The sequence below is a fragment of the Mediterraneibacter sp. 210702-DFI.5.30 genome (genome assembly GCF_020560115.1).
GTDB lineage: Bacteria > Bacillota > Clostridia > Lachnospirales > Lachnospiraceae > Mediterraneibacter > Mediterraneibacter faecis.
Window position 1 is genome coordinate 67,193 of record NZ_JAJCME010000004.1, and the last position, 15,817, is coordinate 83,009.

At 38.0% G+C, this 15,817-nt stretch carries 14 protein-coding genes, 1 pseudogene and 1 riboswitch; of the genes and pseudogenes, 1 reads left to right on the top strand and 14 read right to left on the bottom strand.

Annotation, left to right across the window (positions count from 1 at the left end):
* Positions 1–14: 14 nt before the first annotated feature.
* From LI126_RS05500 to LI126_RS15870, 9 genes are all read right to left on the bottom strand, one after another.
* Positions 15–1,649, bottom strand: a complete 1,635-nt coding sequence (locus LI126_RS05500; RefSeq protein WP_227165007.1) for a Na+/H+ antiporter NhaC family protein — start codon at positions 1,647–1,649, stop codon at positions 15–17.
* A 140-nt stretch (positions 1,650–1,789) separates the two neighbouring features.
* Positions 1,790–1,958: riboswitch (Lysine riboswitch) on the bottom strand.
* Positions 1,959–2,015: 57 nt separating this feature from the next.
* The gene (locus LI126_RS05505; RefSeq protein ID WP_196019834.1) at positions 2,016–2,186 is read right to left on the bottom strand and encodes a hypothetical protein; all 171 of its coding nucleotides are present in this window, start codon (positions 2,184–2,186) and stop codon (positions 2,016–2,018) included.
* A gap of 230 nt (positions 2,187–2,416) precedes the next feature.
* Positions 2,417–3,613, bottom strand: coding sequence for a hypothetical protein (locus tag LI126_RS05510; RefSeq protein ID WP_227165008.1), 1,197 nt, complete (start codon positions 3,611–3,613; stop codon positions 2,417–2,419).
* A 269-nt stretch (positions 3,614–3,882) separates the two neighbouring features.
* A complete protein-coding gene (locus LI126_RS05515; protein ID WP_005330396.1) occupies positions 3,883–4,584 on the bottom strand; it encodes a response regulator in 702 nt (233 codons plus the stop codon).
* The gene (locus tag LI126_RS05520) at positions 4,577–7,276 is read right to left on the bottom strand and encodes a sensor histidine kinase (RefSeq protein ID WP_227165009.1); all 2,700 of its coding nucleotides are present in this window, start codon (positions 7,274–7,276) and stop codon (positions 4,577–4,579) included. Before LI126_RS05520 ends, LI126_RS05515 begins: the two co-directional genes overlap by 8 nt.
* A 90-nt stretch (positions 7,277–7,366) precedes the next feature.
* Positions 7,367–7,909 (bottom strand): LysR family transcriptional regulator substrate-binding protein, encoded by a 543-nt coding sequence (locus tag LI126_RS05525; protein ID WP_227165010.1) that lies wholly within the window; start codon positions 7,907–7,909, stop codon positions 7,367–7,369.
* A gap of 21 nt (positions 7,910–7,930) precedes the next feature.
* Complete coding sequence (locus LI126_RS05530) at positions 7,931–8,578, bottom strand: potassium channel family protein (protein WP_055144832.1); 648 nt, start codon at positions 8,576–8,578, stop codon at positions 7,931–7,933.
* Between the two features lie 13 nt (positions 8,579–8,591).
* Positions 8,592–9,932 (bottom strand): TrkH family potassium uptake protein, encoded by a 1,341-nt coding sequence (locus LI126_RS05535; protein WP_081016812.1) that lies wholly within the window; start codon positions 9,930–9,932, stop codon positions 8,592–8,594.
* A 134-nt stretch (positions 9,933–10,066) separates the two neighbouring features.
* Positions 10,067–10,246, bottom strand: coding sequence for a potassium-transporting ATPase subunit C (locus LI126_RS15870; protein ID WP_227165011.1), 180 nt, complete (start codon positions 10,244–10,246; stop codon positions 10,067–10,069).
* On the opposite strand from LI126_RS15870, the pseudogene LI126_RS05545 reads away from it, so the two are divergent.
* Positions 10,228–11,208, top strand: a pseudogene (locus LI126_RS05545) (tetratricopeptide repeat protein); the annotation flags it as partial. The gene LI126_RS15870 and the pseudogene LI126_RS05545 sit on opposite strands and share 19 nt — an antisense overlap.
* A 37-nt stretch (positions 11,209–11,245) precedes the next feature.
* Here LI126_RS05545 and LI126_RS05550 read toward each other — a convergent pair.
* From LI126_RS05550 to LI126_RS05570, 5 genes are all read right to left on the bottom strand, one after another.
* Positions 11,246–12,118 carry an ATP-binding cassette domain-containing protein gene (locus LI126_RS05550; RefSeq protein ID WP_227165013.1) on the bottom strand — a complete coding sequence of 291 codons (873 nt, stop codon included), beginning with the start codon at positions 12,116–12,118 and terminating at the stop codon, positions 11,246–11,248.
* A 3-nt stretch (positions 12,119–12,121) separates the two neighbouring features.
* Positions 12,122–12,778 carry a hypothetical protein gene (locus tag LI126_RS05555; RefSeq protein ID WP_009245308.1) on the bottom strand — a complete coding sequence of 219 codons (657 nt, stop codon included), beginning with the start codon at positions 12,776–12,778 and terminating at the stop codon, positions 12,122–12,124.
* On the bottom strand, positions 12,775–13,845 hold the full coding sequence (locus LI126_RS05560; RefSeq protein ID WP_173688852.1) for an ABC transporter permease subunit: 1,071 nt from the start codon (positions 13,843–13,845) through the stop codon (positions 12,775–12,777). Before LI126_RS05560 ends, LI126_RS05555 begins: the two co-directional genes overlap by 4 nt.
* 116 nt (positions 13,846–13,961) lie before the next feature.
* Positions 13,962–15,140: a HAMP domain-containing sensor histidine kinase gene (locus LI126_RS05565; protein ID WP_227165014.1), complete on the bottom strand. Its 1,179-nt coding sequence runs from the start codon at positions 15,138–15,140 to the stop codon at positions 13,962–13,964.
* Positions 15,128–15,802, bottom strand: a complete 675-nt coding sequence (locus LI126_RS05570; RefSeq protein ID WP_014080778.1) for a response regulator transcription factor — start codon at positions 15,800–15,802, stop codon at positions 15,128–15,130. Before LI126_RS05570 ends, LI126_RS05565 begins: the two co-directional genes overlap by 13 nt.
* Between the last annotated feature and the right edge of the window lie 15 nt (positions 15,803–15,817).

Genomic DNA, 15,817 nt, shown 5'->3' on the forward strand with positions numbered 1-15,817 from the left:
TTTCTCTCTGGTTTTTAGTTTGTTGTTTTCACCCTACCTGTGTGATCTTTTGTGATTGCTTTGATTGCAAGCAGAACTCCAATCTGCAGAGCAATTCCGATCACGAGACAGATGACTGCATTCTGCAAGATACCTGCGATCACATATGTAATACAGGAAACTGCTGCTACAGTCATTGCATATGGAAGCTGCGTGGATACATGATTTACATGATTACACTGCGCTCCTGCGGATGCCATGATTGTTGTATCTGAAATAGGTGAACAATGATCTCCGCAAACTGCTCCGGCCATACAAGCTGAGATTGAGATGATCATCATTGTCTCGTTCGTACCCTGGAATACTGCAACTACGATTGGAATCAGAATTCCGAATGTTCCCCAGGAAGTACCTGTTGCAAATGCAAGGAAACATCCTACAAGGAAGATGATTGCTGGGAGAAGGTTCATCAATCCGCCTGCTGCTGAATTCATTACAGAAGCTACGAATGGAGCTGCTCCGAGACTGTCTGTCATTGCTTTCAGAGTCCATGCGAATGTAAGAATCAGGATAGCCGGAACCATTGCCTTAAATCCTTCCGGAATGCAAGCCATAGAATCCGAAAAACGAAGAACTTTTCTTACTGCATAAAAAACAATTGTAATTACCATTGCAAAGAAACTTCCAAGCATCAGTCCAACCGATGCATCACTTCCGGAGAAAGCCGCTACAAAGCCTGTTCCTGAGAAGAACCCACCAGAATAAATCATACCAATGACACAGCATACAATAAGTGACAGAATCGGGAATACAAGATCGATTACTTTTCCTTTATTGTAAATCGCATTTTCGGATGTATTTTCAAATGGTCTGTCTCCTGTTGTAAAAAGATCCCCTTCAATCGCATTTTTCTCATGCGCCTTCATCGGACCATAATCTTCTTTTGCAAGAACCAGTGTTACCATCATTATAACTGTAAGAATTGCATAATAGTTATATGGGATTGCACGAATAAAAATTGAAAATCCATCCTCCCCTTTAACAAATCCTGTTACTGCTGCTGCCCAGGAAGAAATCGGTGCAATAATGCAGATTGGCGCTGCTGTAGCATCGATCAGATATGCAAGTTTCGCACGGGATACATTGTGGCTGTCTGTTACAGGACGCATAACGCTCCCAACTGTAAGGCAGTTAAAATAATCATCAATAAAAATCAGCACTCCAAGTACGATTGTTGCAAGCTGTGCCCCCGCTCTTGTCTTGATATGCTCTTTCGCCCAGCGTCCGAATGCTGCGGAACCACCGGCTTTATTCATCATACATACCATAACACCAAGAATTACCAGAAATACTAGAATCCCCATATTGTAAGAATCTGTAAGAACTCCTACTATACCATCTTGAAATACATGTAAGATGGTAGCTTCCGGTTTAAATCCTGACCAAAATACACCTCCGATCAAAATTCCAACAAATAAGGAGCTATAAACTTCCTTTGTAATAAGTGCCAGTACGATTGCAACGACCGGCGGCACCAGAGACCAGATTGTTGCATAGAGCTGAGGTACATACTCGGCAGATGTATCTGCGGCAAATACTGTTGTTGAACTACAACACAGAATGAGCAGAGACATCAGAAACACATACCCCATTTTTCTTTTGTTTCTCATTTTCTTTTTTCCTTTCCTATAAACTTATGTTTGTTAAGTTTGTGTGTAAGCATAGTGGGTTTTGCCTGGGATTCTCTAAACGCAAAAAATGCCATAGGCACTCTCTGCTGGTGAGTCACCCATGGCATAATAATTCTAGCGTCATCGATAGCTCTCCACACCTGTGACAGTCCGGCGTATCTTCTACATCCGGCCCAGGAATCATATCTGGGAATATCATTCCTTCGGCGGCTTCTCCTTTCTCTCACTGACAGTCTTCCCAAGACTCTCGTCAGCGGGTACTCATATCACCGCGCCTCTATCAAACGTTACTATATTATCACATTCTATTTAAAAAAGCCAGACTTATTTTATAATAGTTTTCATTTAGAAAACTCCAATATTAATTTCACCGCTTTCTTTAATTTCATCTAATGTTCGATAAGCCTGATTTCCTTTATCGGATGTCTTTTCGGCTCCGCATCCTGTCAAAGCAACTACTCCTAATGATGTGGCTAAAACTCCTGTTACTAACTTTTTGAATAAATTCTTTTTCATCTTCTCGATTCTCCTTTCAGTTCATGAATCGGATTATATGCCCTATAAGCCTACTATATCAATAGGTATTATATTTTTTTAGAAAAAAAGACTCTTTTCAGAATATTACTGAAAACGAGTCTTTATTCCCATTATATTTCTACATTTTTATTAAACTTCTATTAAATAAAGTAGTAGCTGTCAATACTCTCATATCAACAGCTATCACTTTCGTTTCCTACACTATAAAATTAGTTTGTTCGAAATCCGCTCAGTACATGATATATTCCCGTCTTTGAAGGCATCCCTGCAAATCCTTCCTGATTTTCCAACAATAACATCGTTCCGTCTGTTGAAATATAAACACGATAATCTTCTGACCAGTTAACAGGATTTTCTCCCTCATAATACCATTCACCACCTGTCCGCGTACTTTGTATAGACAAATAAGGATGTCCATCCTGCTGCGTACATGACCAGGTTCCTTCATAAATTTCATAAATGATATCACTATAGTCTTCTATTCCGTATTCTTTCTCACTCCAGGAAATACGTGCATATCCGTTGTCTAATAATTCTACAAAATAATCTCCAAATATATCACTATTATACTCATCTACTCCGAATTCCCAACAGCTGCCTATCAGATCTGCTTCCTGTATGTTCTCATGTACATCTCCATACCAATCTGTAAAACGACTTGCATCACATGCTTTATAGTCTGTAAAGTCCTTTGCCTGCTCTGCATTATTCTCCGTTGTTGGCAGCCAGACATGTCCATCTGTTCCCATCATCGGCACCCAGTCAGCCTGATATCCGGCTTCTGTTCCCATAGATACCATAGTTCCACCAATACCTTCGTTCTCCCCATTACACATTACCAGGAACGGTTCGCCTGTCTCAGACTGATATAAACTTTCCACAATCTCCGATATCCCTGTGTCATAATTCAATTCCATTCGACCTACACTAACAGGATCCTCGCCACTTCGAGGTACAATGCAGAAAAGCTCCGCCGGACCATGACCACAGATTCGATCCGTACCGATTTCTTTAATAAATGTCATTTTACTTAACAGGTCAGGATACTTCTTCTCAATCCATTCCTGCACATGATCAACATAATCCGCCTCAACATATCCCAGGTATGCTACTGCAAATTGCTGTAATGTGCCATCCATACTCTTTCGTAGATTCGCAAGAGACTCCTCTGGACTGATAGGCTTATCTGTATCTGTTGTTTCAGGCTTTTTCCCAGAATCCGGTTTCTTTGTTTTCTTCTGTTTCTTTGATTCCGCATCCTCCTTTTCTTCTTTTGAATCACCCAGCCTTATCTGCCCTAATCCCGGTATGTCAATTTTTATCTGACAGCCCGTCAAGGTAAACATAAGCAGCAGACAAATCATTCCTGTTACAATTCGTCTAATTCTCTTTTTCGTAGTTCTCATAAAAAGTTTCCTCCTATCTTTTCTAAACAATTATTGGAAACTCCTATTCCTTAACTTTATCTTACCATATCGTTATCATTAAAGATACTTAAAGTTATATATTTCCCATAAACAAAATAGCTGCTTCCCCCACTCAGAGAAACAGCTACTATAATCACTGAAAGATGATTCATCTAAAATCTGATTTTTTAGTTCATTGAACCGTGCGTACGGGTCTCTTATACAGATCTACAGCTTATATTCCAACTTTAACTATGGTGTTGTGAAGTTCAATCAACTTTCAGCATCCGATACCCCACGCCAATGTGTGTTTGGATATATTGTGGAGAGTTTGGTTCTTTCTCGATTTTTTTACGAAGTGTTGCCATAAACACACGAAGGGAAGCAATATCATTATCCCAACTACTTCCCCAAATGCTTTGCGTAAGGAAAGTATGGGTCAGAACTTTTCCTATATTTCTTGTCAACAGGCAAAGCAACTTATATTCAATAGGTGTTAAATGCAACTCTTCTTCATTCAAATAAGCACAACCTGCAGCATAATCTACACGAAGTTTTCCGTTTACAAAAACAACCGCTTCGGCAGGGGATACTTTTTGCATCATCGATAACCTTCTTTGCGTGACTCGTAGTCTGGCAAGCAGTTCCTCAACAGAAAATGGCTTTGTTAAATAATCATCTGCGCCAGCATCCAACGCATCAATTTTATCGGTATCTTCACTGCGAGCACTGATTACGATAATTGGCATATTTGACCAAGTACGGATTTTTTTAATAATCTCAACACCGTCTATATCAGGAAGTCCTAAATCAAGTAAAACAATGTCAGGATTGTGTGAAGATGTTTCTAAAATTGCCGATTGACCATCGGGTGCCGTCAGATATCGGTATTCGTGCGTTTTTAAGGTTGTTGTAATTAAATTTCTGACAGATGTGTCATCTTCTACAACTAATATTAGTGACTTATTCATATACTTTGACCTCCCCTGCCGGTAATGTAAATGTAAATACTGTTCCGTGCGGCAGATTATCTGAAACAGTAAGTTCTCCGCCGTGGGCGTTAATAATGGACTTGCACAAAGATAATCCGAGTCCTAAACTTCGGCGGCTGTCTGCAATTTGATTGGCACCGCTATAGAACATGTCGAATATCCGTGGCTTTATTTCGTCAGCAATTCCGTTTCCGTCATCCGATATAGATACGATTGCTTGTTTTCCCCGCTTTTCTGTCCGAATAACAATATGAGAGTTTTTAGGTGTATATTTGATAGCATTATCAACAATATTGATGATTACCTGAACAATAAGCTTTGCATCCATTTTTGCAAGAAGAAATTCTTCTTTGCTTTCAACGGAAATATGATGTTCTTCACTCTTTCGGTTAATATGATGTAACGCTTCTGTGATCACGTCATCCATCAAATCTTCCGTTATACGGAGATTCAACCGTCCTTCTTCAATCCGGGTTACAGCCAGCAAGTTTTCTACAAGATTAATCAGCCACATGGAATCATCATAAATATCCATGTACAGCTGCTTTTTTGTATCATTATCAAAGAAATCACCGTTGGACAAAAGATTGCTGGCATTACCGGAAATGGATGTCAGCGGTGTCCTCAAATCATGTGAAATAGCACGCAGCAGGTTCGCTCGCAACTGTTCATTTTTTGCAAGAATGGCCGCCTCCTGTTTCTCACGGGCATTTTTCTCATTTTCCAAAGCCAGGGCACATTCTCCGAGAATGGATAGTAGAATACTGTTTTCAAATGGATCAAGAGGTATTTCCCCCATCACGATTCCAATAACTCCATATACCATACTGCTGCTGCGAACAGCAAGGTACAGGCATTTTGCATTGGAAAGCGTTCCTGTTGTAGCTCCGGCACGTTTATTGTTTTTCAATACCCAGCCGGCAACGGCCTTTTCATTTTCGGAAATACACGATTCCAAATTTTCTTCAGTTACAGAAAAAATATGCGGCGTATCCAACACTTCTCCATCAGCTAAATAAAAAACGATATCTTTTCTCAAGAGTTTAATGAGCTGATTTGAAGTTGCAGATACAATTTCATTTTTATCTTTTGCCTGTTGCAATAGCTGGTTTGTATCAAATAACACTTTGGTACGGTAAGCGGATTGTGCCGCCTGTTTTGCTTGGTTTTTAATCCGTATAGCAAGAGAACCGGTTAAAAATGCCGCCAACAACATGATAATAAAGGTAACAGGATAACCCTGATCATACGCCTGCAAAGTAAATTGAGGTTCCGTAAACAGGAAATTAAAGACCAAAACACTTACAATCGAGGAAATTAGGCTGTATATCTGATGTTTCGTGATGACAGCGGTGACAAGAACACCTAAAACAAAAACAGTAATGATATTTGCTTTGTCAAATCCAAATTTCTGGAAAATCATTCCGACTAAACTGGATAAAATCAGAATCGCAGTAGATTTTAATGTATCAGTGACAGAGAATACGATATGATTCTTTTTCCTGCCCCCTCTTAACTGATACACTGCCGCATTAGAAACCGTATCCGGAATAATATGCACATCCAGGTTAGGGGCATAATCAATCAATTTTTCTGTCAGGGTCGGTTTGCTGAGCAAATGCCGTTTTGTAGCAGAACTACGTCCGATCACAATCTTTGACACACCGGACAAACGAGTAAATTCCGCAATCTGAAACGGAACATCTTCTCCGTAAACTGTTTCTATTTTTGCCCCAAGCTGCTCAGCAAGACAAATATTTGAACGCAGGCGTTTTACATTTTCCTCGCTCATCACCGAAAAATCTGGGGTTTCTACAAATAGAGCCGTAAACTCCCCTTTAAAAGCAGAAGCCATTTTTGCGGCGGTACGGATAATTTTCGCATTGGATGGAGAAGAAGATAGACATACAAGAATATGTTCGCCTGTGTGATAATCTCCATGATTTTTTATGCGGGTATTTTCTGTGAGGATATTCACCCGGTCCGCACATCGCCGCAGTGAAATCTCCCGGAGAGCTGTCAAATTTTCTATTGTAAAAAAATTTTCTACTGCCTGTTTTTCCTGTGTCTGTCTGTATACATTTCCTGTATTCAAACGGTTGATCAAATCCTGTGGTTCAATATCTATTAATTCAACCTGATCTGCATTATCAAAAATAGAATCCGGTATGCGTTCCCGTACAACAATTTCCGTAATGGATGCAACTGTATCACAAAGGCTTTCAATATGCTGAACATTGACAGTCGTATAGACATCAATCCCTGCATTCAAAAGTTCCTTAATGTCCTGATACCGTTTTGCATGACGGCATCCTTCGGCATTCGTATGCGCAAGTTCATCTACAAGGATAAGCTGTGGTTTTCTTTTCAACGCCATGCCAATGTCGAATTCGTCCAGCATCATACCATTATAAAAAACTTCTCTTGTAGGAAGAACTTCTAAGCCATTCAAAAGAGCTGCTGTTTTGGGATGTGCGTGGGGTTCTACATAACCGGCTACCACGTCAATTCCCTGCTGTTTTTCCATATGAGCTGCTTCTAACATGGCGTAGGTTTTACCCACACCAGCTGCATATCCGAAAAAGATTTTCAAATGTCCTTTATTACGTTTTTCTTCATCAGCTTGGATTTCCTTTGATAACTGATCCGGATTATGTCTGCTTTCACTCATACGGTCATCTCCTTGTACAAAAACATTATATAGAATAATACGTAAATTTCAGAAAAGCATTTTAGCACTGACATTAAAATCGCACAAAGATTATACCACCTTTTCTTCTTTTTTTCCATTCGGGCGTGTAGCCGAAAACAGAAAACGCTCCGAAAAATCACGCAATTTTTCGACAAATAGACCCTTCATACAATTAATGTCATTTTGCCATATCACTCTCGCTGGTTTCTCAATCGTATTGATAGGATGTACCGCATTGTCTATAGAGCCTGGAGTAATGACACTTTGCTTTATTTGAAAGGATAAGGAACAATACTCATCTTTCAAAATATCGTTGGAATTTTCTATGATAAAGCCAAAATCAAGTTTATTATTTTCCAACCCATTTATTATTTCACTTACAGAACCATAGAACAGGTTCAGCTCATAGTTTGGGTATTCGCTTGAAAATTGTTCTAATAGATCTGCAATAGAATCTATGATTGCAGGTGTTTCAAATCCAATCCTGAGCTTAGAATCTGAAATAAGTTTTTGAGATTGATTTTCCTTGAGAAATTTATCCAGCTTTTCCATAAGAAAATAACCATAAATAAATGCTACCAATACCACTATAAGTAAAACAAAGTCTTTCATATCACCAACTTCTTTCAAAAATTAAATATGAAAACATTTTTGAATATGTTTCGTCTCCCCAAGAACAAGCATGGTACTGCCCTTTAACAACTGCGTATCGGAACTTATTTTCAAATTCATAATATCATTTGTTTTCAGCGCCATAATATTGATGTCATATTTTTTTCGTATATCCAACTGACCGATTGTTTTTCCTATCCATTCTCCCGGTATAGATATTTCAAAGATTGCATGTTCTTCATCTAGTTCTATGTAATCGAAAATATGATCAGCACTATAACGGATCGCAACCCAATCGGCAAGCTGCCTTTCGGGATAAACAATTTCATCTGCGCCGTTTCGTAAAAGAAATTTTGCATGAACATCACGAGCGGCACGAGACACCACCATTCTTGCACCGAGTTCCTTCAAAAGGCACGTTACTTCCAATGAACTCTGAAAGTTATCTCCGATAGCCACAATACAAACATCAAAATTTCCAACACCAAGCGAACTTAAAAAATCCTCATTAGTCGCATCCCCAATCTGAGCGTTAGTTACAAAGGGAAGTACAGCATCAACTCGAGTATCTTCTTTATCTACCGCCATCACTTGATGATGCAATTCATCTAATTTTATAGCAATGTGCCGTCCGAATCTTCCCAGACCGATAAGTAATATTGATTTCATTTTTTTATTCTCCTTAACCTACTGTAATTTTTTCCTGAGGATATTTTGAACCGTTAGGCTTTTTTTCAGAAATGGTAGCAAAAATCAAGGTCAATCCTCCCACTCTGCCAAAAAACATCAGGCAAATCAAGATTATATGGGAAACAAGCCCCAGGTCAGGAGTTATTCCCAACGATAACCCTACCGTCCCGATTGCCGACGCCGTCTCAAACAAAGCGGTCATAAGTGGAATATCTTCTGTTCTGCAAATTACCATTCCTCCGACAAGGAATAAAACGATATACATCAAAAAAATCGTAGCTGCATTTCTGATAGTGCCATCCGGAATTTGTCTGCCGAAAAAATGGGTGTGTTCCTTTTTTCTAAATACAGATAATGCCGATGAAACGAGAACTGCAAGAGTTGTCGTTTTCATACCACCTGCAGTGGAACCAGGCGAGCCACCAATGAGCATCAGCATAATGATAAGCATTTGCCCAACTTCACTGAGTAAAGTCAAATCTGCCGTATTGAATCCTGCTGTTCTCGGCGTAACGGATTGAAACAAAGAAACCCATACTCTTTCTGTAAGAGGCACATTTGAAAATTCAAAATAAAAAAAATAAAGAGCCGGTAAGAATATCAATATTCCTGTTACCATAAAAATCACCTTGCTTTGCATCCGGTATTTTTTAAAATGCCATTTACGATTCTTTATATCCTCCCAGGTAAGGAATCCAATACCTCCTGCAATAATCAGCATCATAATTACAAGATTTACAATCGGCTGTACAGAATAAGAGGTCAACGAGGAAAAAGGGGTTCTTATACCGATTAGATCAAATCCTGCATTGCAAAAAGCAGAAATAGAATGGAACAGTGAATACCATATTCCTTTCCAAAACCCAAAGTCCCTGCAAAAAACAGGGGCTAAAAGAACCGCACCAATGATTTCGATAAGAATAGTAGTCCGAATAATAAATTGCGTTCTCCGCACAATACCACCCACCGTTGGAGCCGAAATTGCCTCTTGCATGGTACTTCGCTGCATCAACCCGATTTTGCGTCCGGAAACAACAGCAATCGCAATAGCAATCGTAATAATTCCCATACCTCCGATTTGAATCAGCAGTAAAATAACTCCTTGGCCAAATAAAGACCAGTAGGTTGCCGTATCATTAACAACCAGTCCCGTCACACAAACCGCAGAAGTTGCGGTAAACAAAGCATCCAAAAAGGAGGTACACTGACCGCTTTTTGTAGCAATCGGCAGCATCAAAAGCAGACTGCCTAAGAGAATCGCGGATAAAAACCCTAAACTAATCACTTGAAATGATGTTATATGTCGATGTCTTGATCTGTTTGTCTGTTGCATAACTATATCCCCATAGTCTTAATTTCTTTTTTATATTTTCTTTATTCTATCTTTATTTGTATTAAATGAGCGTAAGTAAGTTTGTTTTGAAATTAAGATTGTATAAAGATGAGCAGAAGTCTGAAATCTTTTGCTCATCTTTTGAGAGGGGAGATATGCTGATCAAGTCCGCTACCGGAACAGGTCACAAGTTCAACCGGAATGGCTGTTTCCTCCATATCGGGATTTGCCTTACGAAGCATCAGCACCCGCTTGGCAACCAAATCTTCAAATTTCTCACTTGCAGGAGAAAGATTGGATGGAACTGCCCACACTAAATGAGATCAACGATTTAATTGAGACTGGTTTTGTCCAAACAACAAAACGTCGCACTATCTCTCTGCATCCGATGATTCAGGAAATCACCCTTTCAGAGACAAAACCATCTGTAACTCGCTACCACATATTACTGGATTCTTTACAGCACATATGTTTAATGCATGGAATGGAAGTTGATTATTACAAGAAACTGTTTCAAACAATCGGATATATCATAGAATTGATTGAAAAGGATGATATACCAAAGTATCTGCTTTTTCTGGAAAATGCATTTCCATACATGGATAACTATAACTACTACAAAGGTATGAATGGAATCATTCAGGAACTGACGGGGCTGTTAAAGACAAAAAACATTGGAACCGACTCTGACCGGGCATTATTACTAGATTTTCAGGCAACTCTTGAAACCAAACCTGAAAAAGCAATAAAACTGGAAAAGGATGCACTTGCCCAGATAGAAAATATCACTGCCGACAATGCTCGCCTTGTTTCCAACCTTCATGCCAATCTCGGTGGACTTTATCGTATGAACGGTCATCCCGATCTTGCAAGAGAACACATGGAAAAAAGTATCTCACTGCTTGACCAATTTAACCTGCTTCATATAAATGACAGCATACCTCAGATTGCCAATTATGCAATGTTCCTGACAGAACAGCAGGAACCCGAAAGAGGCATCTCCGAATTGCAAAAATTATCCGGCATCATCAAGGAATACCATTCCGATGACTGTCTGGATTATGCCAAAGTACAGGAAACCCTTGGAACCATTTATCTGATGACTGCCAATCTTCCGCAAGCCAAAACACATTTTAAAAAAGCTTTCAAAATATATGAAAAGATCTGGGCTGATGAGCCTGAAATGATTGAAGCAAAATATCAGGAAATTCAGGAGTTATATCCACAGATTGGATTTTGCATTGGAAAAAATCTATCCGGTCTTTTAACAAAATAAGTACAATTTACGGCGGGCAACTTGCCCGCCGTTATATTCAACTATTCGTCAAATAAATATACGCATCTTCCAAAGTGATATCATTATCCGGGACACACTTCTCATTTGGCTTTTCTTTGCTTAATATTTTCATATGAATTCCATTTTCTACATACTGCTTAGATGAAATAGAATAATTGGCTTCTAACAAACGGGCTTCTTCTGCATTTTGTACCGTACAATTCCAAACACAGCCCTTTGCATTTTCCAGCAATCCACTCACGCTTCCGGAATATAAAAAATTCCCTTTTTTCATAATGGCAAGCTGTGTACAGGTTGCTGCTAAATCTTCTACTACATGAGTGGAAAACAGCACAGTTCTATCCTTTGAAAAATCAACCAGAAGATTGCGGATCCTAATTCTTTCTTCCGGATCTAACCCAGTTGTTGGTTCATCAATAATCAAAAAATCCGGATTATTAAGAAGTGCCTGTATGAGTCCGACACGTCTCTTCATACCACCAGATAATTGCCGCATTTTTTTATTCTGATGCTCTGTAAGAGAAGTCTTTTCCAGATAATAGGTAATTCTTTGTTCGAGGTCATTTCTTGCTACTCCTGACAGTCCCCCCATATATACAAGACATTCTTTCACCGTAAGATTCGGATATAAGTCGATTTCCTGTGGAAGATAACCAATCTTTTTCTGTATTTTCTCATAATTTTCCTCGTTATACAGAATTCCATCAAGGGAAACCATTCCTTCCGTTTGTTTTAAAACAGTTGTAAGAACCCTCATCAAAGTGGTTTTTCCGGCACCATTCTCACCCAAAAGTCCGTAAATTCCCTTAGGTATTTCAAGAGATGCCTTATTTACTGCAACTACACCATTTTTAAATCTAACTGTTAAATCATTTATTCTAATACTCATAATCTATCCTCTTTTCTTTAAAGTCATTGGTAATACTGCAAATAAAAACAGCCCCGCTATAAAAGACACAAGCGTTCCATAAATCCAACTCTCGGACATTAATTGAGTAGGTTCACAAAAGCTGAAAGAAAACAATCCCAGATTTCCGAAAAATGAACTTCCCGCTTTTGATATAAGTCCAATGACAATTCCAAATAAACATCCAATACCTGCCCACATATTTCGAAGCAATGTACACAAAATCACAGAGCATATACTCCAAAGCCAGATAGTTCCAAACATTGCAATGAAATATAAAAGAAATATCTGAATACCCGAAATGCCTTCGTTTACACTGCCCGGTTTTTGCCAGTAAAACAAAACATATCCAACACAAGAAAGTATTAATAAATATAATATTTGAACGCCCACTCTCTGCGATATTACTTTTAACTGCTTTTTTTGATCATACAAATGAAATACATCGGCACGCTTACTTTTTACTTCCATCAAATATGTGTCACTACAAAAAATAATTGTTAAAAATGCTATTGGAGACTGAATTGCTGAACCGATTTCTTCATAGTATATAATCGGATGAATAACACACAATATCAGTATAAATGCACATGAATAAAAAATCTTATATAACGACAGGCAGTTTTTGAGTTCCGTTTTCAATGAACCCTCCTCCTTTTCCAGATTGTAACAGAAATACATACTAATATAACTGATGAAATTACAAGAATAATCTGATTTATGTTTGACATTTTAGCTGCATGTGTTTCAAAAAACCTGCCAGGGAATCGCACCATAATAGAGAACGGTCTCATATAATAAATATCATTCTTCATGGTCAGCATATTTGAATATATAATGTGTAAAAACAAGATTGGTGCTGCCGGAAGCGGATTTTTAAATATTAATGCTGTAATTGTATAGACACAACATATCATCAAAAGATTCGGAACAATATAGATCAGAGAATTCACGCAAAAATCAATTGGTGTTACTGGAAAGCCCGATTCTAAAGACGTTTTCAAACACAGCATAAAGAATATAACATTCAAAATCACTAATACTCCCAGCATACTAATGAATCCGCTTATTACTTTCCCACATATATATTGGATTGCCGTAACAGGCTTTGTATGTAATAATTCATAGGTACTTTTTCGTGTATCCTGAATAAATAAAAATGATAGCAAGACTGTTGCAAAAAAGGCCATATGCAATCCTGCAAAATCCGTAAATTTTTTGGCAAAGTACCAGGAAAAAGAATGTTCGGATAATTTCCGCTCGATATAATGATTGATTTCTTCTGCTGTCCCCTTATGAATTTCAAGGTCCTCATAAGCATATATTGCATTATAATAGCCATATTGGGATTCCAAAAACTCAGAAGCAGTCTTTACATCCATATTCTGAATTTCTTTCATTACATGATCTGCTTCCTGCCTGCTAAATCCAAAACCATTTTTGGAGGTGTCCATTAACGTCTCTTTGATCGTATCTTCCCACTCCCTTCTTCTTTCTTTATCATCAGATGTGGGAATGTACCCATCCATGACATCAGCATCTTCCAATGCTACGTCATTTTGTGTGATCTGTTCATTCTGTTTGATATAATGAATTTGCAAATACGATGACAGACATTGATACATACTGGCAACTATAATAATCAAGCCAATCCACAAAACAGGGTTCTTTAAATAATCAAGTATACTTCTTTTTATGATTGTTTTCATTGTATCTCTTCCTTTCTTTATTTCTTTAACAACATCATACAAATCAATTCTCAATAAATTCACAACAAAAAAGACTAAAACCACTTTATTTGTGATTTCAGCCTTATAAAGTATTTTTATTCAGCTTTGAAAAGAGCTTCTACATGAGCACCGCCTTGTCTGGCATTATATATTTTCAAATTTCCTCCATGCTTTTCACAGAAAATACGAGAAATATACATACCAAGGCCAAAATGCTTTAAATCATCTTGTGGATTCTTATGATAAAATGGCTCTGTTACTTTTTCCTCAGTATCCACAAATCCTATTCCATCATCTTCAACAGAAATTATAAGAAAACCATCCTTTTTCTTTATCTGCAAAGCAATACTTTTTTGTGCATATCGAACCGCATTTTCCAGTAAGTTGTCTGTCACTTCCATGACAAGTTCCTCATCCACTTTCACAATGTTTTGTTCCTGCACTCTTTCTACCTTACATAATTTACTTTCCTTCTTGGGCAGCATGGCAGCTTCTGCCTCAATCTTTTTTGCCAGTTCCGATAACTCTATCTCTGAGCATTGCAGTTCCCTCTGTTCTAAATGGGACATTTTTCTCATGTTTTCCGTGAAATGCTCTATACGGTCAATCTGATACATGCCTGTTTGTAAGATATCAATAACATCCTCTGTTTTTATACTCTCGGCAGAAACAAACTCTAAGAGCATTTCCTGATACCCACGCAATATGGAAAGTGGAGAACGTATATCATGTGCAATTGCATTCCGCAAAGCCTTCTCGTCATCAATCATTCGCCACATCTTTCTGTTGTTATCTGCTAAATCACTTCGCATCATTTCAAATTCTTTACACAAAGTTCCCATCTCATCTTTATTTTCATAGGACACATGAAAATCCAGTTCATTATCTGCAATCATTTGTGAGGCATCTTTTAGTTCCTGTAGAGGTGTCTTTAACTTATTTTTATAAAAAAAGAATACCGCAACAACACTCCCAACAATCGAAAAAATCAGTACCGAATATGTTTCCATAAAGTCACACATTTCCGAAAGATGATAGTCCAAACGATTCATCTGCGATTGATTAGGTCTTGATATCTCAATCTCGTATTTCTTTCCATATTGCTGAAACACGTCCGTATAATCTGCATAATCAATATATTTTTCCCATATTTTATTCTGCATATTTCCTGCAAAATGAACTGTAAATCCAGATAACAGAAATGCTGCCGTTAAGCTGATCACAAAATAAAGCAGAATTGTTTTTTTCAGTGACAAGTTTCTTATTTTTTCCATCGGTATCCAATCCCCCATACAGTTTCTATGTATTCTTTTTCTGAATAATCCGCTATTTTTTTCCTTATACGCCGTACTAATTCCGTTATCGTTCTACTGTCCCCTTCCGCATCATATCCACAGACTTGTGCATATATACGTTCTTTATCAAACACCTGCCCTGGATGCATGGATAAGAATTCAATAATCTGATATTCAATTTTTGTGAACTCCATCCTGTGTCCGGCTATAGCTACTATTTTTTCAGAATAATCAATCAGCATTTCATCCATGAAACGGTATTCCGTTTTTTGTTGATGCCTTTCTTCTCTCTTTATGTTTGTGACAATCCTTGCTTCCAACTCCCGAAGACTAAATGGTTTCGTAATATAGTCATCCCCACCCGAAAGCAACCCATTAATTTTATCATCTTCATCAACTCTTGCTGTTAGAAACAAAATCGGGCATAACACTTTACTGCGTATCAGACGACATACTTCAATCCCATCCATGCGTGGCATATTGATATCCAACAAAATAATATCCGGTTTCATTTTTATTTTATTTAATGCTTCCATTCCGTCTGTAGCCGTAATGGTTTCATATTGTTTCATATTAAAATAACTACAAAGCATTTTCACCAATTCTTTATCATCATCGACAACTAAAATCTTGTATTTCATCCAAACCACCTCCAG

Excerpts from the sequence above, each read along its gene's own strand:
- LI126_RS05565 (WP_227165014.1), bottom strand. The coding sequence starts at position 15,140 with ATGGAAAAAATAAGAAACTTGTCACTGAAAAAAACAATTCTGCTTTAT.
- LI126_RS05520 (WP_227165009.1), bottom strand. The coding sequence starts at position 7,276 with ATGAGTGAAAGCAGACATAATCCGGATCAGTTATCAAAGGAAATCCAA.
- LI126_RS05560 (WP_173688852.1), bottom strand. The coding sequence starts at position 13,845 with ATGAAAACAATCATAAAAAGAAGTATACTTGATTATTTAAAGAACCCT.
- LI126_RS05510 (WP_227165008.1), bottom strand. The coding sequence starts at position 3,613 with ATGAGAACTACGAAAAAGAGAATTAGACGAATTGTAACAGGAATGATT.
- LI126_RS05525 (WP_227165010.1), bottom strand. The coding sequence starts at position 7,909 with ATGAAAGACTTTGTTTTACTTATAGTGGTATTGGTAGCATTTATTTAT.
- LI126_RS05550 (WP_227165013.1), bottom strand. The coding sequence starts at position 12,118 with ATGAGTATTAGAATAAATGATTTAACAGTTAGATTTAAAAATGGTGTA.
- LI126_RS05535 (WP_081016812.1), bottom strand. The coding sequence starts at position 9,932 with ATGCAACAGACAAACAGATCAAGACATCGACATATAACATCATTTCAA.
- LI126_RS05515 (WP_005330396.1), bottom strand. The coding sequence starts at position 4,584 with ATGAATAAGTCACTAATATTAGTTGTAGAAGATGACACATCTGTCAGA.
- LI126_RS05530 (WP_055144832.1), bottom strand. The coding sequence starts at position 8,578 with ATGAAATCAATATTACTTATCGGTCTGGGAAGATTCGGACGGCACATT.
- LI126_RS05500 (WP_227165007.1), bottom strand. The coding sequence starts at position 1,649 with ATGAGAAACAAAAGAAAAATGGGGTATGTGTTTCTGATGTCTCTGCTC.
- LI126_RS05505 (WP_196019834.1), bottom strand. The coding sequence starts at position 2,186 with ATGAAAAAGAATTTATTCAAAAAGTTAGTAACAGGAGTTTTAGCCACA.
- LI126_RS05570 (WP_014080778.1), bottom strand. The coding sequence starts at position 15,802 with ATGAAATACAAGATTTTAGTTGTCGATGATGATAAAGAATTGGTGAAA.